The organism is Micromonospora sp. CA-244673 (assembly GCF_050948395.1).
Lineage (GTDB): Bacteria > Actinomycetota > Actinomycetes > Mycobacteriales > Micromonosporaceae > Micromonospora.
Map to the genome: position 1 here is coordinate 1,144,067 of NZ_CP192019.1, position 22,766 is coordinate 1,166,832.

At 68.7% G+C, this 22,766-nt stretch carries 21 protein-coding genes and 2 pseudogenes; 11 read left to right on the top strand and 12 right to left on the bottom strand.

The window, feature by feature from the left end:
• Positions 1-16 precede the first annotated feature (16 nt).
• Both ACQP12_RS05525 and ACQP12_RS05530 read left to right on the top strand, forming a co-directional pair.
• Entirely contained in the window at positions 17-1,003 is a 987-nt protein-coding gene (locus ACQP12_RS05525) for an HNH endonuclease (RefSeq protein ID WP_433285536.1), read from the top strand.
• A gap of 217 nt (positions 1,004-1,220) precedes the next feature.
• A complete protein-coding gene (locus ACQP12_RS05530) occupies positions 1,221-2,300 on the top strand; it encodes a DNA cytosine methyltransferase (RefSeq protein WP_433285538.1) in 1,080 nt (359 codons plus the stop codon).
• 49 nt (positions 2,301-2,349) lie between these two features.
• On the opposite strand, the pseudogene ACQP12_RS05535 reads toward ACQP12_RS05530, so the two are convergent.
• The 5 genes and pseudogenes from ACQP12_RS05535 to ACQP12_RS05555 form a co-directional block, all read right to left on the bottom strand.
• A pseudogene (locus ACQP12_RS05535) lies at positions 2,350-3,130 on the bottom strand (transposase family protein).
• A gap of 126 nt (positions 3,131-3,256) precedes the next feature.
• Positions 3,257-4,900, bottom strand: coding sequence for a DEAD/DEAH box helicase (locus ACQP12_RS05540; protein ID WP_433285541.1), 1,644 nt, complete (start codon positions 4,898-4,900; stop codon positions 3,257-3,259).
• Positions 4,901-4,930: 30 nt separating this feature from the next.
• Positions 4,931-5,608, bottom strand: coding sequence for a DUF6308 family protein (locus ACQP12_RS05545; RefSeq protein ID WP_433285543.1), 678 nt, complete (start codon positions 5,606-5,608; stop codon positions 4,931-4,933).
• Positions 5,605-6,672: a hypothetical protein gene (locus ACQP12_RS05550; RefSeq protein WP_433285545.1), complete on the bottom strand. Its 1,068-nt coding sequence runs from the start codon at positions 6,670-6,672 to the stop codon at positions 5,605-5,607. Before ACQP12_RS05550 ends, ACQP12_RS05545 begins: the two co-directional genes overlap by 4 nt.
• An 11-nt stretch (positions 6,673-6,683) precedes the next feature.
• Positions 6,684-7,652, bottom strand: a complete 969-nt coding sequence (locus tag ACQP12_RS05555; protein ID WP_433285547.1) for a DUF4268 domain-containing protein — start codon at positions 7,650-7,652, stop codon at positions 6,684-6,686.
• A 229-nt stretch (positions 7,653-7,881) separates the two neighbouring features.
• Here ACQP12_RS05555 and ACQP12_RS05560 point away from each other — a divergent pair, with 229 nt between their 5' ends.
• Positions 7,882-9,237 carry an HNH endonuclease gene (locus ACQP12_RS05560; RefSeq protein WP_433285549.1) on the top strand — a complete coding sequence of 452 codons (1,356 nt, stop codon included), beginning with the start codon at positions 7,882-7,884 and terminating at the stop codon, positions 9,235-9,237.
• Between the two features lie 240 nt (positions 9,238-9,477).
• Here the strand turns inward: ACQP12_RS05560 and ACQP12_RS05565 are convergent, their stop codons facing one another.
• The 3 genes from ACQP12_RS05565 to ACQP12_RS05575 form a co-directional block, all read right to left on the bottom strand.
• On the bottom strand, positions 9,478-9,936 hold the full coding sequence (locus ACQP12_RS05565; protein ID WP_433285551.1) for a MarR family winged helix-turn-helix transcriptional regulator: 459 nt from the start codon (positions 9,934-9,936) through the stop codon (positions 9,478-9,480).
• Between the two features lie 566 nt (positions 9,937-10,502).
• Positions 10,503-11,309, bottom strand: a complete 807-nt coding sequence (locus ACQP12_RS05570) for an inositol monophosphatase family protein (protein ID WP_433285553.1) — start codon at positions 11,307-11,309, stop codon at positions 10,503-10,505.
• Entirely contained in the window at positions 11,306-12,325 is a 1,020-nt protein-coding gene (locus ACQP12_RS05575) for a DUF5919 domain-containing protein (RefSeq protein ID WP_433285555.1), read from the bottom strand. Before ACQP12_RS05575 ends, ACQP12_RS05570 begins: the two co-directional genes overlap by 4 nt.
• A gap of 239 nt (positions 12,326-12,564) precedes the next feature.
• On the opposite strand from ACQP12_RS05575, the gene ACQP12_RS05580 reads away from it, so the two are divergent.
• From ACQP12_RS05580 to ACQP12_RS05590, 3 genes are read left to right on the top strand one after another with little or no spacing between them, the layout of a single operon-like run.
• Complete coding sequence (locus tag ACQP12_RS05580; RefSeq protein WP_433285557.1) at positions 12,565-12,786, top strand: hypothetical protein; 222 nt, start codon at positions 12,565-12,567, stop codon at positions 12,784-12,786.
• On the top strand, positions 12,783-13,940 hold the full coding sequence (locus ACQP12_RS05585) for an FAD-binding oxidoreductase (protein ID WP_433285559.1): 1,158 nt from the start codon (positions 12,783-12,785) through the stop codon (positions 13,938-13,940). The genes ACQP12_RS05580 and ACQP12_RS05585 overlap by 4 nt, the downstream gene beginning before the upstream one ends.
• Positions 13,931-14,191, top strand: a complete 261-nt coding sequence (locus tag ACQP12_RS05590) for a DivIVA domain-containing protein (protein ID WP_433285561.1) — start codon at positions 13,931-13,933, stop codon at positions 14,189-14,191. The genes ACQP12_RS05585 and ACQP12_RS05590 overlap by 10 nt, the downstream gene beginning before the upstream one ends.
• Positions 14,192-14,316: 125 nt before the next feature.
• Here ACQP12_RS05590 and ACQP12_RS05595 read toward each other — a convergent pair whose 3' ends face one another.
• The 4 genes and pseudogenes from ACQP12_RS05595 to ACQP12_RS05610 all read right to left on the bottom strand — a co-directional run.
• On the bottom strand, positions 14,317-15,255 hold the full coding sequence (locus ACQP12_RS05595) for a replication-relaxation family protein (protein ID WP_433285563.1): 939 nt from the start codon (positions 15,253-15,255) through the stop codon (positions 14,317-14,319).
• Positions 15,256-15,708: 453 nt separating this feature from the next.
• Positions 15,709-16,572: a DUF2637 domain-containing protein gene (locus ACQP12_RS05600; RefSeq protein ID WP_433285565.1), complete on the bottom strand. Its 864-nt coding sequence runs from the start codon at positions 16,570-16,572 to the stop codon at positions 15,709-15,711.
• 924 nt (positions 16,573-17,496) lie between these two features.
• A complete protein-coding gene (locus ACQP12_RS05605; RefSeq protein ID WP_433289139.1) occupies positions 17,497-17,766 on the bottom strand; it encodes a VOC family protein in 270 nt (89 codons plus the stop codon).
• Positions 17,767-17,920: 154 nt separating this feature from the next.
• Positions 17,921-18,202 (bottom strand): annotated as a pseudogene (locus tag ACQP12_RS05610) (VOC family protein); the annotation flags it as partial.
• Positions 18,203-18,390: 188 nt separating this feature from the next.
• Here ACQP12_RS05610 and ACQP12_RS05615 point away from each other — a divergent pair.
• The 5 genes from ACQP12_RS05615 (at position 18,391) to ACQP12_RS05635 (ending at position 22,695) form a co-directional block, all read left to right on the top strand.
• On the top strand, positions 18,391-18,819 hold the full coding sequence (locus tag ACQP12_RS05615; RefSeq protein ID WP_433285567.1) for a hypothetical protein: 429 nt from the start codon (positions 18,391-18,393) through the stop codon (positions 18,817-18,819).
• On the top strand, positions 18,813-19,040 hold the full coding sequence (locus ACQP12_RS05620; protein ID WP_046567934.1) for a helix-turn-helix transcriptional regulator: 228 nt from the start codon (positions 18,813-18,815) through the stop codon (positions 19,038-19,040). Before ACQP12_RS05615 ends, ACQP12_RS05620 begins: the two co-directional genes overlap by 7 nt.
• On the top strand, positions 19,037-20,014 hold the full coding sequence (locus ACQP12_RS05625; RefSeq protein ID WP_433285569.1) for an NAD(P)-dependent alcohol dehydrogenase: 978 nt from the start codon (positions 19,037-19,039) through the stop codon (positions 20,012-20,014). The genes ACQP12_RS05620 and ACQP12_RS05625 overlap by 4 nt, the downstream gene beginning before the upstream one ends.
• A 5-nt stretch (positions 20,015-20,019) precedes the next feature.
• Positions 20,020-20,202, top strand: coding sequence for a Clp protease N-terminal domain-containing protein (locus ACQP12_RS05630; protein WP_433285571.1), 183 nt, complete (start codon positions 20,020-20,022; stop codon positions 20,200-20,202).
• 159 nt (positions 20,203-20,361) lie between these two features.
• Entirely contained in the window at positions 20,362-22,695 is a 2,334-nt protein-coding gene (locus tag ACQP12_RS05635) for an acylase (protein ID WP_433285573.1), read from the top strand.
• Positions 22,696-22,766: the final 71 nt, after the last annotated feature.

Below are 22,766 nucleotides of genomic sequence, written 5' to 3' on the forward strand. Positions count from 1 at the left end.
TGCAAGGAGCCCCTCGATGCCGACCATCGGCGACTATCTCGAACTGAACGCCGGGCAAGCCGTGAACCAGTGGAGGGCGATCCTCCGACGGACTCCCAGACCTGGCGCCAGGCAAGAGGACTTCACCCCCGTCGAGACCCTCCTATGCCTTGCGGCCAGTCTCGTCTTCAACCATCGCCGGTACCGCGGATCGACCGCCCACCTCGCCGAAGAGCCCATCCCAACGCTCGCCCGGCTGTTTAGGCGCCCAAACGGAAGTTTGATCGCCAAGATGGGGAATCTCGACGGCGGCCTGACCCACGGGGCTCGTTACGAGGTCTACGTCGCATCAACCCTCCTCTCCGATCCGGGGCGACTCGATGCGAGCTACCGGCTAATCCTGCAAGCGGGCCGTGAGGCAGGGATCGAACCGGATGAGCTGCCCGACTTCCTGGGCTTGGAGGGCGGGGACGAACTGCACCTCCTCGGGCAGGAAGAGCTGACCCAGTCAGATCTCGAAGTAGCGGTTCAGGAGAAGGTCGCTACCTGGTCGCGCAAGGCACCGGACCTTCCTGAGCGAGTGACCGAACGGCTTCTCATGGCTTCGGTGCGAGTCGGGCAACATCGATTCGCGCGCGACGTCCTCGGCAACCACGGACATCGCTGTGCGTTCTGCGGTCTAGGGGTGAAGACGAGGGGCCGTGCGGCGCAGCGCATGCTCGTTGCCAGCCACATCAAGCCCTGGCGGGTGAGTACCTCCGCTGAGCGACTGGACCCGCAGAATGGGGTTGCTGCGTGTCCCACGCACGACGTCGCCTTCGACACCGGGCTTCTGGCGGTCGACCAGGAACTCGGGATCCACGTGCGCGCCGACCTGCAGGAGGCGATCAAAGCGGATCCGGCAGCGCGCTCATCCTTCGGGAGACCTCCGCTTTCGGAACGGCTGCTGCTGCCCGAGGGGGCCCAGACGCCAGGAACGCACTACCTGGACTGGCACTTCGTCAACGTCTACCGACAGGTGTGACGCTGGACTCCAGCGCGCCAAGCTGGCGACCCATCAGAGACGCGCAGGCCAAGGTTGCGGTGGCCCGCAGGGTCCCCGCCGCTTATCGGTGACCGGAACGCTGGCGGGGTGGGCGCCACGAAGCCGGCACGGCTCCGGAGCTCAGCCCGTGCGACGGATGCCACGTCATGCCCCTGCCCGAGGGCGCCACCACCCCTTGATCTACTAGAGTCCCAGCATGGCCGCCCAACCTGTCACGATCTCTGCCGTCGATCTCTTCTGCGGCGTTGGCGGTCTTTCTCGCGGCCTGCAAGATGCAGGAATCCACGTGGCTGCCGGAGTGGACCTGGACCGCACCTGCGACTATCCGTACCGGCGCAACATCGGAGCACCCTTCCACAAGCGCGACGTTCGAGATCTCGCCGTCGAGGAACTGGCGGCAATGTGGCCCGCCGGTGTAATTCGCGTTCTCGCTGGCTGCGCGCCTTGTCAGCCATTCTCGTCGTATCGGCGCGGCATCGACACCTCAAAAGAGGCCCAGTGGCCCCTCGTTGACGAGGTCCGCCGACTTGTCCAAGGCGCGATGCCCGAGATCGTCACCATGGAGAACGTTCCGCGCATCGGCGGCACGCGTATTTTCAGAAACTTCGTCGAGCAGTTGCGGGAGTATGGCTACAGGGTGGACTTTGCGTCTTGTCACTGCCCGGCCTATGGGGTACCGCAGCACCGTCGTCGCTTGGTCCTGGTTGCGTCGCTACTTGGTGAGATCGCCGTACCCAAGGGTGTTGTCGACCCGGCGGCGTACGCCACCGTTCGTCAGACTATTGGTGGCCTGCCTCCTATCGGCCATGGCGAGACCCACCCCGCGGATCCCCTGCACAAGAGCCGAACTCTGACGCCCCTCAACCTCGAGCGGATCAAGAATTCCACACCAGGCGGCACATGGGAGGATTGGCCCGAGGAATTGCGCGCGCCCTGCCACCGCAAGGCCTCGGGTTCAACCTTTCGCAACGTGTACGCCCGGATGTCGTGGGACGAACCGTCGCCCACCATCACTACTTTGTCCCACAACTTCGGCGCCGGTCGGTTCGGCCATCCAGAGCAAGACAGGGCGATGACTCTCCGCGAAGCTGCGATGCTCCAGAGCTTTCCGCAGGACTACGAATTCGTGCCACCGGGCGAGCCCGCCCAGTTTGCGCCGCTCGGGCGCCTCATCGGCAATGCGGTTCCGCCGCGGCTCGCAAAGGCTGTAGGCGCGGCGATCGTCGAGCATGTCGCAGCGATGAAGGGCGTGCTGTCGCCGGGAGGCACTTCCTAAGGGACGTCTCGTAACTGGGTGAAGGCGTTGCTTGGGGCGGGGCCGGTGGTCAGCCGGCGAGGATGATGTTGTGGAGGTTGGCGATGCCGGAAGCGGCGTCGGTCAATGTGTGGGCGGCGCGGCGGTAGTCGCGCAGGATCTTGAAGCACTTCATCCTGGCCAGGGCGTGTTCGACTCCCGCTCGAACGGTGCGGTGCTGGACGTTGTGGGCTTCCTTCCAGTCCGCAAGGTCACTGCCATCGGCGGGCTTGCGGTACGGCATGATCACCTCGGGCTTGCCGCGGTAGCCGCCGTCGGCCATCACCGGTAGCCCGTCCAGCTTCTCGGCGATGCCCGAGGTGCGGTAGACGGGTGGTGTCGTTGCGGTTGCCGGGCTGCGGGTCGCCGACGGCGATGACCAGGCGGGTGCTGGCGTCGATGGCGACCTGAAGGTTCGTCGAGTACCGGTAGTTCTTGCTCCGGGCGGCCAGGCGGTGATCGCGGGTGGGGATCAGAGTCCCGTCGACGATCGCGATCTGCTCGACCGGTCGCTTCCGCACCGGCGCCAGGGCCAGCAGCGGCGCGAGGGTGTCGATGACCCGGTGCGCCGCGGAGTGCGACACCCCGAACAGCGGGCCGATCTGCCGCATCGTCAGGTTCGTACGCCAGTACGCGGCGACCAGCAACACCCGATCCGGCAGGTCCAGGGCCCACTGCCGGCCGGGCCGGCCGTCGGCAATGCCGTCACCGCCGCGCTCGGCGACCAGCCGGACCAGCCTGCGGAACTGGGCGGGCTGCAACCCCGCGAACGGGAAGATCCACTCCGGGCGGGCTGCCGTGATCACCTGCACCCAGGGCATCCTGCCCCATCGGGCTGCTTCCAGGAGCGCTCCCGCCTGGGGGAGCGCCGAATCGGTCAGTGGGCTGGAGTCTGTGGTGGTGGCGCCGGTCATCGCCGACGGGCGACCGGGTAAGCGTCAAATCGATAGCCTGCCCTTGCGATACCACTCAAGCAGGTCCGCGCCGGACGTGTCAGGGCCGAAGTCGACGATGTCCTGAGCGACATCGAGGAGTTGTTCGCGGAAGTCCTCGTGTGCTCCGTTGTCCGGGTCCTCGCCGGTCCCGCTGACGTAGAGGACGATGAACGTCGCCGGCCGCCCATCCTCCTTTGGACGGATGACACGGCCCATCCGCTGAATCATCTGGCGCTTGCTTCGGCTTCCCGCCATGACCACGCCGACCTCCGCCTGAGGGACGTCGATCCCCTCGTCCAGGAGCCGTGGGCCGGCCAGCACCTTCACATGTCCCTTCTTGAACCTTGTCAAGCAGTCCTTGCGATCATCCGGCTGCAGGTCGCTGGTGAACGCTTCCGCAAGCACGCCGTTCCACCGCAGCACATCCGCCGCCTGTTCGGCGCTAACTTTGGTCTCGCTGAAAACGAGCCCACGGTCTGCCGTGGCGAAGACCAGCGCCAGTGAGGCAAGGGCTTCCTGCTTGCTGCGGCATTCAGCCAACACCTGACGACGCTTGCTAAACGCGGTCAGGTAATTCCGGGCGTCTCTGGTCCGAGGGTCTGCGGCGCTGCCCTCGCTGAGGCGGTTGACAGCACCTATGAACTCGCCGAACGGTTCCTCCGGGCAGCCGTGGTCGAAGGTCAGCCGGCGTCGGAGAGCCCTGGCCCGCTCGTCGTACTCGTCGTGCCTCTCTTGTTCGTCTGGGGTGAAGTGCACTCCTAAGAAGCCGACGCGAAACGGAGCCAGGATCTCGTCGGTCAAGCCACGCTCGTAGCTGCATCCCGCCACCACGCGGCCGAAGTATGGCTCCAGGTGCTCGACCAAGCCGTTGTCCCCGCGCGCGTAGGTCGCGGTCAGCCCTAGCCGTGCACCGAAGCCCGGCTCGAGGGCATAAGCGAAGGTCGGCGCCCCGTAGCGGTGCACCTCGTCTGCGACGAGCAGTCCCGCGGTTCCCAACGGGAGCATCGGGTATCTGGCCGCCGAGTGGACGATGGCCACGAGGATGGAGTGGTCGTAGAGCGAGTCCCCATGACCGTCTCCGAAGCGACCCACCCGGACACCGGGAAGAGCATGTCGTAGCACGTCGTGCCACTGGTCCAGTAGTTCACGCCCAGGTACGAGCACAAGTACGCGCTCACCGGCATCCACGGCCGCCGCGGCTGCCAGCACTCCGACGGTCGTCTTGCCGGTGCCGGTGACGGCTTCCACGACGCCTCGTCGGCCCTGGGCGCGCCACGCGGCCAGGGCCTCGATTTGCCAGGCACGCGGCTCCTTGCCGCGATAGCACTTCGGCAGCGCTGTCGCAGCCGCAGCGAGGACCGCGGCAAAGTCGTGTCCCGCTCCGGTAGCCAGGCGCCAGCGCGGTGGCGTGGCGCCGTCATGAGCAAACGATGCAGCGTTTGCGTACAGCGCTCGGTTGACGTCTGTTGTGGTTAACCCCGACAGACCCATTCGCTGCAACCTGGCCACTAGCTGCCGCTTGTTTTGGCCAGGCTGTTCCGCCAGCAAATGCCGAAGCAACACTGACATTGGCTCGCGCTGCACGTCGTTGCCTTTCCTCATTTGGTCCAAATCTTCAGTTGTAACTTCCGCGGCTTCCTGCTCCACGATCGTCCCTACTGAACGCACAGACGTTGGTCAGCGACCCACGTGGGACCAGGCCAGGATGTCGATGATCCGCACGTCGGTCAGGCGGTCCGCGGCGGCGACGACAACGGGATTAGGGTGCTGGCGGGCGGCTGCCCGCAGTGCGGCCAGAGCGTCGCTGGCTCGCAGCACGTCGTCCCGGTACGCCGCCCAGAAGGCACGCCTCTTTGGCGCGTGCGGGTAGCCGGTCGACCGTAGCTCGTCCGCCGCCTCCACAGCTGAGGTGCGGTAGAGCTTCAGCAGCTTGCTATCGAGGATGACGAAGAGAGCCGGTCGCATCAGGTATAGGCACTTACTGACCTTCGCGTGGCCGAGCCCAGTTGGCCGCTCCTGGAAGAAGTGTTCGTAGAGCCGCAGCATGCGGGCGTAACCGCCGTCGGGCTCGAGCGGATCGGCGTCGTGGAGTCGGGCGTCGACGGGTACGTCCTGCCAGGGTGCGCTGTCGCTGTGCCGAAGCAGATGCTCCTCCTGCTTCCGACTGATCCTGCTGTTCATCCACGGCCATCTCGTTGCCTTGATCAGCTGCGGGGTCAGGCTGGGACTCGAGCCGGCGAGCCCGTCGTAACGCTGGAGGGTTCCGCCGTGGTTCTGGCAGTAGCCGACGAAAGTGGCGAGCGGGTCGCGAATGACGCGGCCGGCGACCGAAATTGGCGGCACGACGGCGGTCATGGCTGCTCACCCGCAGACTCGGGCGTCGCTCGCTGGAAGCTGACCTTCGCCTCCGGGAACCTGTCCTGCAGGGTTGTCAGAGTGGGTTCGGTATTGCGACCCCAGATCCTCCGGATCACCCACGTTCGGCCGTCCTCCACGACGGCATGCTCGGTGAACCAGCGGCTGACCTCCACTCCCGGGTACTGCTGCATGAGAGCAGCCTGTACCGCCTCCTCGCTCTGGTGCTCACCCTCGAGCGGCCGGAACCGCCCCGGCGGCAGAACGCGGCCGATCGCGGCGGCCGCCACCCCTCGCTCGATCAGCTTTTGGATCATGAGTCGCACTGCGCGTCGCTTGTTCTCGTCCGGCAGCACCTGACCGTCGACGACGATGTGATAGCGAGTCCAATCGCGATTGTCGCTGCCGCGTCGCTCCTGCTCGGCAACCTTGCGGCCGACCCGGATCTGGTAGTCGGCCGTCTCGGGCAGCGGGATGACCTGCTGGATGTCCAACAGGATCCGGCCGTCGATCAGGTACGGGATGAGCCGGACGCAGCGTACGTCCATGCCGTCGAACCGGTTGAGCCAGAGCACCGCGGTGGTCAACTCGCGCCCGAAGTCCGCCGAGACGAGCACGATCCGCACGTCCGAGGAGATGATGGGAGCCTCGTCGGAGCCGAGATCGAGCCAGGCGAGCAGCTCCGCGCGAGCATCGACGTCGTCGTCCGGGCGTAGCCGGGACAGGTGGTCCTCGTAGGCCGCGACGACCTCGTCGAAGCTCATCGCGGACACCATCGCGGCGTAGCGGAGAGCCTGCAGCTCCATGTGCCCACCGTCGTCGGTGCGCTTCAGCTCGATGACCACCAGGTGCCCGGTCTTGTCCACGGCCAGAAGGTCGATCCGCCGGCGGGAGTCCTCCCAGTTGCCGAACTCCTCAGCAACGACGAGCAGGTCCGGGCTCAGTACCGCGATGTCGTCGCGCAGAAGCCGTTGCAGGTCGTTGCGCTCGTAGATGCCGAGAGCAGCGAAGCGAGCGTTGTCGTGCCGGCGCAGCCGGTCACCGTCGATCTCGTAGAGCGGCACAGAAGTCCTTTTTAGGCAGAAATCAGGGCGGAGAGGCCGCCGGCCTCGGACACCGCCTGTCGAAGTCGCAACTGGGCGGCGATGAACCACTCGACGTACTCGCCCCAGTCGCTCGTGCTGGTGATCTCGCCGGTCCGATACTCCGCGATGCGACACCCCTTGCGGCCTGTGAGCGGCTCGAACGACAGGGTCGGGTACGCCGGTTCGAGCTTGGCTCGGGCGGCCGCGAAGCGTTGGTCGTTGACGGCGGGGTCGGGGTCTTGGAAGAAGATCTCACTCCCCAGGCCCGACTTGCCGAAAGTGCACGTGAACGACACCCCACTCATGCCGCTCGGCAGCGACTGCCAGTTCTGCGGCAGCCCCTTGAGTGAGGTCGTCCACTGGAGCCCCCGGTCACGGATGGCTTCCAGAAGCCTGCTCCAGAACTCCTGATAGGCAAGGCTTCTGCTGCTCATCGTCGCATCGGCCTGAGCCAGGGACTTCACCTTCTTTCCCCAGTCGTTGGGCTGGACGACCAGGCGCATCAGCGGCGCGGGCAGCGAGTCGCCGATTCGTACCGCACTGATCTCGATTCCGAAGAACCGGGTGTTCTCGTCGGTTCGGTTGTTCAACCAGTCCAGGGCCGCGCGGTGCTCCTCGCGGAAGCTCGTCGCGATCCACACCACGTTGACCGGGTCGGTGCCGCCAGCGTAGGTGAGCAGCTGGCCCAGGTGGCTGTGGTCTGTCCTTTCCAGTTGGTTTTCGATGATGACGGTCTCATTCGTCGCCTCGTCGACGCCGATGAGATCAAGGGAGAAGCCCCCGACCGGATGCTCCGCGGCCGACAGCGACAGCTGCATCCCGAGGACATCTCCGAGCACCTCGGGGTTGGCGAGTAGCCACGGTGTGAACGTCTGTGCCTCGTGCTTCCACACCGTGCGGATCTCCACGATGTCGAGCTTGCCGAGTGGGGGCAGAGCCGCGGCGTCGACTGTGGTCATACCATCGACCGTATCGGCTGTCGCCCAGCCGAGATTCCCACGTGATGGCTGGCCTTGCTGCGGCCGGTTAATGATCATGGCCGAGATGGCCGTCGCCGGTCGGCCGAATGGACCGAACCCGACCCGCTCCAGCCCGCGGGGCAACCGAAATTCCCCAAGATTCACTAGCATCAGCGTTTCTCGGCGGGTGATCCGTGTTCAGCACTTGGTCGGATGAGGAGTGCATGAGATGCAGCGCGACGGCAAGAGTCAGTTCGACCGGTTGCTGGCTGGCCCGTACTACGACGCGGTGGTGGCGGCAAACCGGGCGTATCTGAGGGTGGCCGTTCCCGATGCTGCGGCCACCGAGCGCGAGTACTGGACGCTCTCCTGCCTGCCGAATACGGACACCTGGCCGCGCCGGCTCTCCGCCGTGTCCATGAAGACGATGGAGACATTCGTCCTGCACGAACCGACCCGTGAGGGGGACCAGGTGCCCGAGGGCTTCGTCGTCGTCTCGCGGTCGATCCTCAAGCGGCACTGGCCGAGCCGGCGGGTGCTCGGCCGCGCGTTCCCCGGGCTCACCGAGGAACCGTCGGACTACCAGGACGCGGGCGACAACCAGGCAAGGGTCAGCGGCCGGTACGACCAGCTGATCGCCGCTCTCGCCGACGAGCGCTTCGCCGCCGCCGTACGCGGCCTCGTGGCACCGTTGCTGGCGGTCCGGACGATGCAGGGCGCCGGTCACAGCTATACCCTCGTGGATCACGTGCTCGGTCGCGCCTCCCGACCGGCGGAGTGGGTCTACCCTGTCAACGAGGAGAGCGAGAGCTGGGGCGACGATCCAGGGATCCTGGAAACGTTCCGCTCCGTTCGCGAGGGCGACGTGGCCGAGTGGCACCTCTCCTCGTGCTTCCACCAGATCAAGGCCGGCGACCGGATCTGGATCTACGCCACCGCTCCGCACCGGCGGATCGTCGCCGCAGGCGTCGCCTGGTCGGACCCGTACGAGGTCGCGGACGAGGAAGCGGTGTACTGGCGGCTCGACATTCGGTGGGACATCCCGCTCATCCGCTTCCTGCTGGCGACCGAGGCGGCCGGGTCGGAAGTGCTCGATGCAACGGTGCAGAGGGTACGGGCGATGCATCCGGCCGAGTCAGTGAGGCTGTCGAAGTTCCTCGACAGCCACCAGGCACCTGAACCGGCTGGCCTGCCCGAGGGGCGTCGGCGACGGCTTGCCCAGGTCACGGCTCGACAGGGCCAGGCCGACTTCCGGCGTCGACTCATTGCGGCGTACGGCGGGCGGTGCGCGATCACGGGCTGCGACGTGGAAGCCGTGCTCCAGGCTGCGCACATCGACCCCTACAACGGGCCCGCCACCAACCGGGTCACCAACGGCCTGCTGCTCCGCGCCGACCTGCACAACCTCTTCGACCGGGGCTACCTCTGGATCGACGGGACGTACCGGGTGCGGGTCGCGGAGGGGCTTGACCACTACGCTGACCTGGATGGCCAGCCGTTGCGGCGAGTGGCGGTCGAGGCGCGGCCGGACAAGGAGGCGTTGGCCCGCCACCGCAGCGAAGCGGTCAAGCGCGTCGACAGCTGATGCAGACACGATGGGAGGTCGGCTTAGGTGTCGATACCCTGTGACAAGCCATCGCGAGGACACGGCGGCGGGCCCGCTCAGCACCAACGCGTCAATCAGCCCTTGGCAGCCCACTCAACGCGGGTAGGAGGCCGAGGAAGGAAACCTCGGTCCTGGCCCTGATGTTCCTTTTCAGGGCAGATGCCGAAGCTACTGAAAATGCTGTGAGTTCTGCTGGCGGAGGTACGGACCGCAGACCCATCAGTCCTGTTTGTCGGCCGATGCACGGCCCGCTAACGCCGCCTCGAGGTTGCCGGCCATGACCGACAGGATCCGGACGGTCTCGGCGTACTGCTCGGGGGTGAAGCCGCGCAGCAGCAGCCGCCGCGTATCGCCGACGCGCTCCGCCGCCGTGCCGTGTGCCGCGCGCCCCTCCTCGGTCAGGCTGAACGTGTCGCCGTCGTACCGCGCCCACCCCCGCGCGACCAGGGCGTCAGCGCCGCCCAAGGCCGCTTCGAGTCGAGGTACGCCATCCGGCCAGAACGGTGCGAGCGCCTGCTCTATCTCCCCACGGCTGCGCGTCGCGCCGGAGAGCAGGTTCAGGATCTGCCACTGTCGGCGGTCGAGGCCGAGGTCGCCCAGCGTCGCGTCGAACTGCTCCTCGATCAGGTTGTGCAGGTGCTTGAGCCAGTAGCCGATCGGCTTGTCCGCGTCGCTCACAACTGCCCCCTCCCGGGTAAGCCCTTCCACCACAATTCAACCGTGATGGGCTCACCGCCAGACCTGCTGCCTCCACGCGAACCCGCGTGGTTTCCGGCAGGTCCCGCGTGGTTTCCGGCAGGTCGTGAAGGCCCCGGTGGCGTCGGCCGGGGCCACCACGAGAACATCGCAGGCCCGTCACCCCGCCGGCTGCGACAGTGTCGACACTGTCAGGACCATGACACGCTCGTAACGCTCCACGTGTCCGACCTGCACCCCTCGTCCAGGCCCTCGGGCCGGGTCAGCGGTTGGCGCTACTGATCCTCGGGGACCTCGACCCCTACCCGTCGACCATCACCCGGCGAGCCTCACCCCCAACAAATGTCCGAAGAGCCCGATAACGAATAGCGGTGACAGTCTGGGCAAGGACCACGGTCTGCGGCCCGAGGGCATTTGGGCATCTCGCGGCCCATTTAGATGTGGTTGCGGTAGTCCAGGCCGACGCAGAGCAGCTATTTGGGGTCAACGCTAAGAATGCGCGACGCTGCGCCCCGGGGGCGTCCAACGGCCGGGCCGCAGTCCGAGGGTCATTGATTGCCCGTGGCCATCGAGGCGGCCTTGTGGTAAGTGGCGAGGACAGCCTCCGCAAGCAAAGGTGCGACCGCGAGAGTGACAGTCGAGTCGACGTCATGAATCGCGCCGTGCTGGTCGATGACAACAGCTCCTGCTTCCCGCGCGATGACAACTCCTGCCGCCATGTCCCAGGCATGGTTCGACAGGGTCAACGCGGCGTCCAGCCTGCCCTCGGCGAGCCAGGCCAGGTCGAGTGCGGCGCTGCCGGTCATGCGTACCCGCTGTACCTCAGCGGCGAGCTGAGCTGCCAGGGCGAGTCGTAAGCGGTTCCTGGCCTCGGCGTCCGGACCTACCGCGTAGTCGCCAACGGCGACGATGGCGTCGCTCAGGTGGCTGGTGCTGCTTGCGCTGATCGCTTGACCGTTCGCGTAGGCGCCGTCGCCCTTGGCGGCGGTGAATCGAGATCCGAGAAAGGGCAAATCGATCACGCCGAGGATGGCCTCGCTCCCGTTCACGATTGCGAGCGAGACGCCACACATGGGTAGGCCGCGTACGAAGTTTGCCGTGCCGTCGATCGGATCAAGGACCCACTGCATCTCGGCCGAGCCGACCCGTCCTTCTTCCTCGCCGAGGAACCCGATCTCAGGCGTCTCCGTGACCAGGAACGCCCGGACCTCACGTTCGATCGCGTAGTCCAGTTCCGAGGCCACATCGCGGTCACCCTTCACGGTGAGAGCGCCTGCTGGCCGCCGTCGCATCGCCTCGGACGCACGCATCACGGCTTCCTCTGCGATCGGCAGCAGGTCACGGTATTCGCTCACAGCGCCCGCCGCCGTTGCCACTGCGACTCGAAGACCTGCTCAAACACCGGGTACAACCCTGTCCCCGACTGATCTCGGCCAATGACGAAGGCGGGAGAGTCGATACCGCGGCTGTCCGCAAGGTAGGGCTGCGCCACACACAGATCGTCCACCAAAACGATGTTGAAGCGAAGGGTCTCGTCGTAAGTCGCGAGGTCCATGCTGTCCTGCAGGTCGGCAGGCAGCCGGTCGCGCACTCGTAGCAACGTTTCCATGTTGAGCTTCGTCAGCGCTGAGAGTTGACCAGGCGGGAACCCTTCCTCCACCTCGCGTGCCTGGATCGCCGAGCCGGCCGGATCGAGGAAGAGACATCGGACTCGGGCCCCGTTCGCGAGTAGTACCTGCCAGTGGCGGTCGGCGTAGCCCTGGCACAGCATGTTGAGCGACAGGCCGACCGCCCTGATGTCCTGGGCGCTGTCGAGAAGCTGATCCGGCGGTAGGTGCGCAGAGAGCTGCGATCGGCTCGGGTAGACGGCTGTCAAACCGGCAAGCGCATCGGACGGCTGCGGAGCGGCTCGCTGCTCCAGCATGTTGAGCGCGAGCATGACGTCGCCGGGCGGGGTTTCGCTGCTCTCCCAGCGCAGTACCGCCTCGCCGCTCGGGCGCCAGCTGAGGGCTGGAGCGAGTAGTTGGGCGAATTCGTCGGGAGTCAGGGCGGTGGCGGCACGGGCGCCGGCCACCCGCCGGCGCGCAAGCGTGCTGAGGTCCGGCTGGGCGGCACCAGTGACGGGACCTGACTCGTTTGCGCGGAGCACGACCGTGAACCGGTCGTGGACGTCCTCACCCGCCTTGCTCAGCGCTGTATCGAGGGCGGCTTGCATCTCAAGTCGCGGGCACACGGCCTCCTGCCCGGCTTCCCATTTTGACACTGTCCGTTCAGCAACGCCGAGGTGCGCCGAGAAGTCCCGGATGCTCATTCGTAAGGCTTGGCGCAGAGCTCGCGTTTCCAGGCCGGTCCACCGGTGCACGGTCGTCATCGTGCCGCCTCAGGTCACGTTGAGATCAGTTCTCGGGCAGCCTAGCTCCATCACGTGCAGCACAGTTACTGCTGAGGTGCAGCGCGTAGTCATGTTGTGAGTTCGAGTGGCTGACCAGGGTGAACGCATGGCCCGGGGCGGGTGCTGGGCTCCGGCCGCGTCGTTCCCCCGTACGGCAGCGGCCGTCCCCGCCCGCCCCGGCGCCACTCCACGCATCCCACCGCCGGAGGCGCCCACCGATGTCCGCCGTACTCGCCGACTTTCCCGTGCTTACCCCGATCACCGACGAGGACCTGGCCTTCGCCGCCCACGCGGTCCGCGTCCACGCCCTCGAGCCTTGGCCGCAGGGCCAGGTGTGCCGCAGCGAACGCGTCCAGTACCAGTGCCGCCTGGCCCGCTGGGCCCACGCCACGATCCACGCCGCCAACCTCACCGAGGAGCATCTCGGGGAGCCGGCGTGACGGAACAGGAGACACCCGAAGCAGTCGCCCGCTGGCTCAGTCTGGTCGCGGCGGACGCGGAGCTGTCCCCGTACCTGATCGGATTGGACCGGGACCGCCTGACGGAGCTGGTGGCCAGAGCGTTGGCCACCAGCACCGACCTGCCGTACCTCGGCTGGTCGGAGGCCGAGCACCGCCGCGCGGAGAGCTACCTGCGGCGGCGCTCGTTCTGGGAGGAGGTCGAGGACCGCTGCCCGGGCCTGCTGCCGGAGCGGGACGCCCCGCTGATCGAGGCCGCCCTACGCCGGATCACCGACCGCGCGGACCGCCCCGAGAAGCTGGCGCTGCTGAACGTCCTGGGCCGCGCGTACCACCGCTTCGGCCTGCGACCAGAGCACCACCCGGTCATCGACGACGCACTACCGGCCACCGTGCCCTGGCAGGAAGTCGAGCGGGCAGCCGCAATAGCGGGGGACGGCCCGGCCTGGTGGCCGGTCGAGGTGCTCGACCATGACCTGGCCTGCGAGGGGGTCGCCGTCATCACGGTACGGCCGTGGCGGCGGCTTCCCTACCGGCCCGGCCAGGCGGTGCCGGTCTGCACGCCGCACCGGCCCGGCCGGTGGCGGTGGCTGTGCCCGGCGAACGCGCCGCGCCCGGACGGCACCCTCGAGCTCCACGTCCGCGCGGTCCGCGGCGGCGCGGTCTCCACCAGCCTGGTCCACCACGTACGCCCCGGAGAGCTGCTCCACCTCGGCCCGCCGGCGCACACCGGGCTGAGCCTGCACAGCGGGGACCTGCTGCTGATCGCCGGCGGCACCGGGCTGGCGCCGCTGCGCGCGATCGTCGAGCAGGTCGCGGCCGCCGCGGACGGTCGGCACGTGACGCTGATCGCGGGCAGCCGCGACGTGGCGGGCCTGTACGACGCGATCACTCTCGACAAGCTCCAGCGGGCCCACGACTGGCTGACCGTCGTGCCGGCGTTCTCCCATGACCCGCTCGCCGAGCCGGGGGAGCGGGGCGACGCGCTGACCGTCGCCCTCGACCACCATCGTCCCGGCCAGCAGGTCTACGTGTGCGGGCCGCCGGCGATGCTGGCGGGCTCGAGGTTGCGGCTGCTCGCCGCCGGGGTGCCGGGCGAGCGGATCCACCTGCCGGATCGGATCCCGTGGCGGTGACCGTCTACCGCAGCCGGTACGCCCTGCGCGGTCCGCTCACCCCGGATCGGATCGCCGTGCTGCCGTTGCCGTTGACCCGACGAGGGCGGCGCGGCTATCGGGTCGACGAAGTCGATGCCCTGCTGCACCGCCTTGCCTTCGAGCTGCAGCGGCGTACTCGCGAGCGGGACGACGTGCGGGCGGAGAACCAGCGGATCAAGGGTGCGCTACGGGCGTGGCAGTCGGAGCAGCGGACGTACCAAGCTCCGTGATCTCACGGCTGGCTCGCCGCTTGGTCGCGGGTGCCCGCCGGGTTTCCGGTCCTCCCGCACCCGCCGGCGCGGAGTAGACGGTGTGAGCAGCCCGGGCAACCGGGCTGCTCACACCGTCAAGGCCATCAGGATGCTCGCTCGTGCGGGCCGGGCGCGGTGCGGGTGGGGAACTCTTGGTCGTGGTGGATGTCGGTGTAGGGCAGGTCGATGAGGCGGCGACGGCCGGCACCGACACCAATCACGTGCCACACCTGCTCGGCGGGGCTCGCGCCGGTGGCGGCGCGTAGGTCGGCGGTGGTGGTGGCGATGAATGCTCGTGGCGTGGTGCCGGTGAGGCGGTGGTGCAGGTTCGCCTCCCGTCGTGCCGACGGTAGGTGGAACAGGACCGGCCATGCCCAGGTGCTCATCGCGTACAAGCGTTCGTACTTGGCGATCTTCTCGGTGAGGATGTCGAGGCGTTCACGGCCGGTGTCGTATTCGAGGAAGAACGGCACCGAGCGATCCTGCTCGGTCCACACCCCGGCGCCGTCCGGGCGGGGCAGGCCGCTCGGGCCGTGGACCATGAGCTGCGGGTCCCCGCCTCTGCGGTAGAACACGCCCGGTTCGTGGAAGGCGGACGCGGGCTGCCAGCGGTCCAGATGGCTGTCGGGGTGGGTGCGGGCGTGGGCGGCCAGGTCGATGAAGACCTGATTGCCGCCAAGCAGGTGGGGTAGGTCCGGGCGGGACGTGAGGGATTGTTTGCGGCGGCGTGCCTGGTCCCGGCGTGGCGGGCCGAGGCCGCGTTGGGCGCGGACGTGGCTGTAGCCGAGCTGGTCCAGGACGTAGTGGTACGGGTAGGAGCCGCCGTCGGGTTTGTTGGGTCGGAACCGGTCCACCGCGCGAAGGACGGTGAGGCGGCGCAGCCGGCGTTGAGCGAAATCCAGAGACGAGAACAGGGCGGCTGCGATCTGGTCGGTGGTCAGCAGTCCGTGGTCGTAGAGCCAGCCGAGGAGTCGGTCGTCGCGGGCGGTGATGCTGGCCTGCAGGCGCAGCAGCGGATCCGCTGCTGGTAGCGGTTTACGCATGGGCGGCCCCTGGGGGGACACCCCACACATGAGGGTGTGTCTGGAACCGGTCGGCGCCGCTGACAGTGGGCCTGACCTGGGCTGTCAGCGAGGAAGCGGGGTCGGCTTGGGGGTCAGTATCAAGGCGGACGGTGAGACGGCGATCGACACCGACAGCGGCACTGCCGGTCACACCGCCTGGACCCAGGGGTGCGAGGGCGGGTGATGCGGATCGGAGGCAGCGCTGGTGGCGCGGGTGGGGGTCGTTGGCCTGGTTCAGCATGCTCGTTGCTCCTTTTGCGGGTCGGACTCGGCTGAAGGGGCAGCTGGTGCACTGGCTGCTGCGCCGCGGCGGGCGGGACGCTGTTTCGCTCTGACAGGTCGGGTCAGGTTCTGTCAGGCGGCCGGCTTCCTGACAGGTGCTGGTCTGACCGGTGCGGCTCGGTCCGACAGGAGTCACGGGTTGTCGGTCTGTCACGCGGCCTCCGGGTGGGACAGGTTCGGCGAGGCCGGGGCCGAAGGGGTCGCCTCGGCGCGCAGGACCCGCACGAGTGCGGAGGCGGTGGCGTTGGACAGGTGGTGCCCGTCCGCGCGTAGTTGCCGGGCGAGTTCCTTGCGGGACAGCGGTGTCCCGTGGGTGGCGAGCGTGTGGGCGGCGGTCCGGGCGGCCGGGACCAGCAAGCTGATGTCCGGGCTCCGGTCCCGGACCGGCGAGCCGCCGCGGCGGCGGTCCGGGACCGCCCGGTCCTGGTCCGCTGCAGCCGGGACCGCGGCGGTGCGGTTCCGGACCGTGGCAGTGCTCGTAGGGACCGGCGGCGGTCCGGGGACCGGCTCGCGGGGGGCCGGGACCGCCGAGTCCACGACCCGCAGCGGTCCTTGATTGCCTGGCATGGGTCGGACGGTGCGGTCGGGTGGGGCCGGGTCGGCGCGGCCGAGGGCGATCTTCACCATCGTCAGGAAGCCGAGCGCCGGCAGCGCGGCGGCGACCCAGCCGATCACCGACGCTTCGGCCTCCACCACCTGGGCCGCGAGGGACAGGAACACCGCCACGGTCAGCACGGTCGCCGGGAAGGCGACGCTCTTGCCCCAGCGTCGATTGCGGCGCAGCTCCAAGCCGGCGGCGATGGAGGTCAGCTCCAGGACGACAGCGTCGGCCCAGGCGAGCCAGCCCGGCTGGCCGTGCGCCGCAGCGACGTCGTGGACGTGACGGAACGAGGCTGCGCCGGCCGCGCCGCCGATCAACAGCATGATCAGCACCTGGATCCGGTTCTCCAGCCGCTCCCGCCTCGACCGCGCCTCCTTGGGTGGGTCCGGCGGTCGCTGCTTACGTGGTGCCAACGGCCCACCACCTGTCCACACGCCGTCCGGGTAGAGCCTCGAATGGCGTCAACCTGGTCCGGTGGACCGGTGAGGCAACCGCCAGCCCATTCGGATTGACGAGGATCGAGATCAAGTTCGTGCTCCAGCTTCACGTAGGGACGATGAGGCAGGGCCGCCGGTTGCGCTTGCGTGAACCGGGTCGGTTCTCGTGCGGGCGGACGCTTGCCGGGGAATGCCCGGCGCGGCGGAACCTTTTGGGCGTGCGGGCGCCAACCAACACTTCTCTGTCATCGAGCCAGCAAACCGGGCAGGCACCCGGGCGGCGGGTGCCGCTACAACCCGTACTGCAGGCCAGGATCAACGGGCAGGGCAGGAGGGCGACGGCCAGATTGCGTCACCAGGGTCACGGCTTACGTCACCGGCAGCGCTCGACGAGCGCCACAGTGGTGTGGCTCAACTCGCCGACGAGTGATCCTTCATGCGGGACCTCCCATCTCTCCATGTCCTCTGCAACACCAGCGCGAACAACAGCAGGCGCCCCGTGCTGAGAGCACCCGCGCTTGTCTTTCTGGCCGAACGCGCCAGCCGGCGGTGCGGGAACGTACATCGAGTACGCCCCGGAACGCCTGACGAGTCAACCCCGATTTCCGTGCGGCTCATCACCAAGCCATGACGCCAGTCCAGTGCGGTGCAATCCGTCAGGGCGGGTGCCGCCTGGCCGGCGACAGGTGTCCTGGTCCTGGCCCTCAAGCCCCGCTCGAGCCGGCAGCTGCCGAAGCCTCGCCGTCCCACCGGAGCGGCGGATCAGCGACGTCCGCACGATGGAAGGGCTTGCCCTGGTCAGCGATCATGCCGGGGAGGAGGGCACCATGATCGAGGCGGGTGTCGGGTTCAGCGGCGCGCTGGCGTGTTCCAGCGGGACCGGCGACGGGGGAGCTCTGGTCAGTTCCTTCGCACGCAGAACTCGTTGCCGTCCGGATCGGCCAGCACGACGGTGCCGTCGTCACCGACCTCGAGCCGAGTGGCCCCGAGAGACAGCAGCCGTTCGACCTCCGCCTGCTGGTAGCCACCGGCCGGGGCGAGGTCGAAACGCTGCCGGTTCCGCCCCTGCTTTGGGGCCACGGGCGGGCCGCCCCACGCGACCTTCGTGCCGGTGTGCGGTGACTGGATCGCGGTCTCCTCGTTCTGGTCCCACGCCAGCGGCCAGCCCAGCGCCTCGCTCCAGAAGAGGCCGACGTCCCGGGTGCCTTCGCAGGTGAGCTCCCCGAGGAAGCCGTACCCCGGCGAGGTAGTTGTTGTCCGGCTCGATCACGTCGAACTCGTAGCCCTCGGGGTCGGCCAGGACGACATGCCCCTCCTCGGGGCGCTGCCCGACATCGAGGTGACTTCCGCCGAGCCTCAGCGCCGTCGCCACCGTCTGCTGCTGGTCGTCAAGGCTGGCGCTGGTCAGGTGGAGGTGCATGCGGTTCGGCCGCACCATCTCCGCGCCGCTACCGGCGAACCGGAGACTGAGCTGGGTTTCGTGTCCCGGCAGGAGCACACCACCGGCGTCCTCGAGGATCTCCCGGCCGAGTATGCCGGCCCAGAACTGCGCCACGCGGTCCGGATCGCGCGCATCGAACGTCACCGAGAGAAGTCGCGAGCTCATCGCCCCACGCTGGGCGCGGGCCGGCAGGGCGACAATGCCATTTTGACCGGCACCAAACCTCGGCCGGCGCGACCGCGCCGGGCCTGTCACCGGCTCCCGCCGCCCACGTGATGTAAAAGTTTCTAGACACGGTGTCAAAGACACCTTACTCTAGGCGTGTCAAGGATTTTTTACATGGGGAGTCGATCGTGACGCATGAGGAGAAACGCGCCTGGACCATGCTGGTGGTCAGCGTCGTCGGGTACGCGGTCTACGCGGCGGTCGTCCTGGGCCGGGTCGACGGTGGGCCGCTCCCCGCGACCCCCTACGCCGGCGTTCTCCTGTGGACGGTCGGCGGCGCCATCGTCGCGAACATCGTGGCCGAGATCGCGATGGGCGTGGTGAACCCGCGGGCGTCCCGCGTCAAGGACGATCGCGACCGGGAGATCGGACGGCTCGGGGACCATGTTGGCCAGGCGTTCCTGGTCATCGGCGCGGTGTCGGCGATGCTCATGGCGTTGGCCGAGTGGGACTGGTTCTGGATCGCCAACGTCATCTACCTGTCCTTCGTCCTGTCGGCGGTGGTCGGCTCCCTGGCGAAGGTGATCGTCTACCGCACGGGTGTCCCGCGGTGGTGAAGCCGACCCAGGTCACGAACAACATCCGCGCACTGCGCTTCGCGCATGACGAGATGACCCAGGCCGAACTCGCCGAGCGGATCGGCGTGACCCGGCAGACCGTCATCGCCATCGAGCAGGGCCGCTACTCGCCCTCGCTGGAAATGGCGTTCCGGATCGCCCGCGTGTTCGGCGTACGGCTCGACGACGTGTTCCAGTATCCCGAGGAGGCGGCACCATGAAGGCCATCGTCCAGGACACCTACGGCCCGGCGGACGTGCTCCAGCTCCGCGACATCGGACGGCCGGCCATCGGCGACGAGGATGTCCTCGTCCAGGTCCGCGCGGCCGGGGTCGACCCCGGAGTCTGGATCTTCATGGCCGGCCGCCCCTACCTGGCGCGGCTCGCGAGCGGGTTGCGCCGGCCCCGGGCACCGGTGCGCGGCCGGGACCTGGCCGGGAGGGTGGCCGCGGTCGGCGCCCGGGTGACCCGGTTCCAGCCGGGCGACGAGGTGTACGGCACCTGCCTGCGCGGCTCGTACGCCGAGTTCACGAGCGCACCGCAGCGGCGGCTGGCCCGCAAGCCGGCCAACGTGTCGTTCACGCAGGCCGCCGCGCTGCCGGTCTCCGGGATGACGGCGCTACGCGCCGTACGCGACAGCGGCGAGGTCCGCCCGGGTCACCGGGTGCTGGTGATCGGCGCATCGGGCGGTGTCGGGTCCCTGGCCGTGCAGATCGCCAAGGCGTACGGCGCGACGGTGACCGCAGTCTGCGACCCGGCCAAGGCCGATCTCGTCCGCTCCCTCGGCGCCGAGGACGTCCTCGACTACACGAGCGAGGAGGTCGACCGCGACGGTCCGGTGTACGACGTGGTCATCGACACCGGCGGTGACCGGCCGTTGTCATTGCTGCGGCGTGCGCTCACCCCGCACGGGACGCTGGCGCTGGTCGGCGGCGCGTACGCCAAGGGCCCGGTGCTCAGCGGCTACGACCGGCAGATGTTCCGCGCGCCGCTGCTGTCCCTGTTCATCGGCCAACGGCTCCGCAGCGTGAGCGCCGTGGAGCAGGCCGGGGACCTGGACGAGCTACGGAATCTCATTGAGTCCGGCGCGCTGACCCCGGTGGTCGACCGCACCTACCCCCTTGCCGAGGCATCGGACGCGATCCGGCACCTCCGGGACGGGCACCCGGCAGGAAAGGTGGTCCTCACCATCTGAGCTGCTTGTCATCGCGTCGCGCCAGCCTCGCCGCCTTCCGGCGCCGGGACCCGTACGCCGGCACCACCCACCTGCTCGTCGAGCTACTGGCCGACGCCGCCGGCCCGGCAGCCCGGCTGCTGCGTCTCCTCGACATCGACCCCGCGAGGGTGCATGCCGACGCCCAGCGCTGCCTGCCCGCGCGGTAGAGCCTTGAGCTCCAGCTCGACCACGCACGGGATGAGGGCAATCGGCGACGATCAACGCGTGACCTGAACAACTTTCACAGCTAGCGTCGGTCGGACCTGGACAGTCACTACTCGGGGAGGACGTCCAATGTTCCGTCCACACCACCACCAGAGCGCCCGATGAGGCCGCGCCCACTTGCCGCCGCGGCGACGGCCACCGTCCTGGTCGCCGCCGGCCTCACCATCAACGGCGGCACCGCCGCCGCCCACGGCAACGGCTACTCCGCCCTGATCCAGCGCGCCTCGTACGGCGTACCGCACATCACCGCCCACGACTTCGCGAGCCTCGGCTACGGCGTCGGCTACGCCCAGGCCGAGGACAACATCTGCCTGATCGCGGAGCAGATGGTCACCGTCCGCGCCGAGCGATCCCGCTGGTTCGGCGCGACCACCAGCAACGTCACCAGCGACCTGTTCCAGCAGAAGGCCATCGACGCCCGCGCGGCCGAGCGCTGGCTGACCGGCCCGCGCGACGGCATCCACGCACCCTCCAACGAGGTACGCGACCAGATCCGCGGCTTCGTCGCCGGCTACAACGCCTACCTCCGCGGTGCCAAGAACAAGATCACCGACCCGGCCTGCAAGGGGAAGGACTGGGTACGCCCGATCACCGAGCTGGACATGTGGCGGGCGAACTGGACGCGGATGATCCGGGCCAGCTCCGGCGCGCTCGCCGACGGCATCGTCGCCGCCGCGCCACCCGGTGCCGGCGGAACCCCAAGCACACCACTGGCCGAAGCGGTCGTCACCGCACGCGACGGCGCACCGGCCGGGGTGGGCAGCAACGCCTACGGCCTGGGCCGCGACGCCACCGCCAGCGGCGCCGGCATGCTGCTCGCCAATCCGCACTTCCCGTGGGACGGCGGCGAGCGCTTCTACCGGATGCACCTCAAGGTGCCCGGCAGGTACGACGTCGAAGGCGCGGCCCTGGTCGGCGACCCGATCGTCGAGATCGGCCACAACGGCCGGATCGCCTGGTCGCACACCGTTTCCACCGCCCGCCGCTTTGTCTGGCACCGGCTGGCTCTGGTGCCCGGCGACCCGACCAGCTACCTCTACGACGGCCAGCCACGGAAGATGACCTCCCGCACGGTCACGGTGCAGACGCCGGGCGGCCCGGTCACCCGTACCTTCTACGACACCCACTTCGGCCCGATCGTCGTGGTACCGGGCACCTTCGACTGGACGGCGCAGGCCGCGTACGCGATCACCGACGTCAATGCCGCCAACAACCGCGCGCTCGACGGCTGGCTCGCCATGGGACGGGCGAAGTCGGTGGGTGAGCTGCGGGCGGTGCTGGACCGGCGGCAGTTCCTGCCCTGGGTCAACGTCATCGCCGCCGACCGCGACGGCAACGCCCTCTACGCCGACCACTCCGTCGTGCCCCGGGTCACCGGCTCCCTCGCGGCCGCCTGTATCGCGGCGCCCTTCCAGCCCCTGTACGCCAGCAGCGGCCAGGCCGTCCTCGACGGCTCCCGCTCCGCCTGCGAGCTGGGCCGGGACCCGGACGCCGCGGTGCCCGGCATCCTCGGCCCGGGCAACCTGCCCGCGCTAGTCCGCGGTGACTACGTGACCAACTCCAACGACAGCTACTGGCTGGCCAACCCGGCCCGCCCGCTGGAGGGCTACCCGCGCATCATCGGCGACGAGCGCACCCCGCGCAGCCTGCGCACCCGCCTAGGGGTGCACCAGGTGCAGCAGCGGATTGCCGGCACCGACGGGCTCCCCGGCAAGGGCTTCACCACCGGCAAGCTGTGGGATGTGACGTTCGGCGACCGTGCGTACGGGGGTGAGCTGGTCCGCGACGACCTGGTCCGGGTCTGCGAGGCGCAGCCGACGGCCACCGCCTCCGACGGCACCACCGTCGACCTGTCCGCCGCCTGCGCCGCCCTGCGCCGCTGGGACCTGAAGGTCAACCTCGACAGCCGGGGCGCGCAGCTGTTCACCGAGTTCGCCCTGGCCGGCGGCCTGCGCTTCGCCGACGCGTTCGACCCGGCCGCCCCGCTCACCACGCCGAGCCGGCTCGCCGTCGACGACCCGAGGGTACGCACCGCCCTCGCCAATGCCGTCCGCAAGCTGGACGGCATCCCGCTCGACGCCCGCCTCGGCGACGTCCAGACCGAGCCGCGCGGCGCCGAGCGCATCCCGATCCACGGCGGGCGCGCGGAAGCCGGCGTCTTCAACATGATCATCGGGGTGCTGCAGCCTGGCGTCGGCTACACGAAGGTGCAGCACGGCTCGTCGTTCGTGATGGCCGTCGAGCTGGGCCGCAACGGGCCGTCGGGTCGGCAGATCCTCACCTACTCGCAGTCGGCCAACCCGAACTCACCCTGGTACGCCGACCAGACCCGGCTGTACTCGGGCAAGGGCTGGGACACCATCAAGTTCACCGAGAAGCAGCTGCGCGCCGACCCCAACCTGGTCACCTACCGGGTGGGGGAGCGGCGTCACTGACCGCCCCGGCGGAGACTCCGAGCCTCGGCGGCCGGCCAACCGGCCGGCCGCCGGGCCGATTCCGGACCTCC

Coding starts and splice junctions, on each gene's coding strand:
- ACQP12_RS05555 (WP_433285547.1), bottom strand. CDS start 7,652: ATGACCACAGTCGACGCCGCGGCTCTGCCCCCACTCGGCAAGCTCGAC.
- ACQP12_RS05530 (WP_433285538.1), top strand. CDS start 1,221: ATGGCCGCCCAACCTGTCACGATCTCTGCCGTCGATCTCTTCTGCGGC.
- ACQP12_RS05560 (WP_433285549.1), top strand. CDS start 7,882: ATGCAGCGCGACGGCAAGAGTCAGTTCGACCGGTTGCTGGCTGGCCCG.
- ACQP12_RS05545 (WP_433285543.1), bottom strand. CDS start 5,608: ATGACCGCCGTCGTGCCGCCAATTTCGGTCGCCGGCCGCGTCATTCGC.
- ACQP12_RS05595 (WP_433285563.1), bottom strand. CDS start 15,255: ATGCGTAAACCGCTACCAGCAGCGGATCCGCTGCTGCGCCTGCAGGCC.
- ACQP12_RS05635 (WP_433285573.1), top strand. CDS start 20,362: ATGAGGCCGCGCCCACTTGCCGCCGCGGCGACGGCCACCGTCCTGGTC.
- ACQP12_RS05625 (WP_433285569.1), top strand. CDS start 19,037: ATGAAGGCCATCGTCCAGGACACCTACGGCCCGGCGGACGTGCTCCAG.
- ACQP12_RS05580 (WP_433285557.1), top strand. CDS start 12,565: ATGTCCGCCGTACTCGCCGACTTTCCCGTGCTTACCCCGATCACCGAC.
- ACQP12_RS05575 (WP_433285555.1), bottom strand. CDS start 12,325: ATGACGACCGTGCACCGGTGGACCGGCCTGGAAACGCGAGCTCTGCGC.
- ACQP12_RS05525 (WP_433285536.1), top strand. CDS start 17: ATGCCGACCATCGGCGACTATCTCGAACTGAACGCCGGGCAAGCCGTG.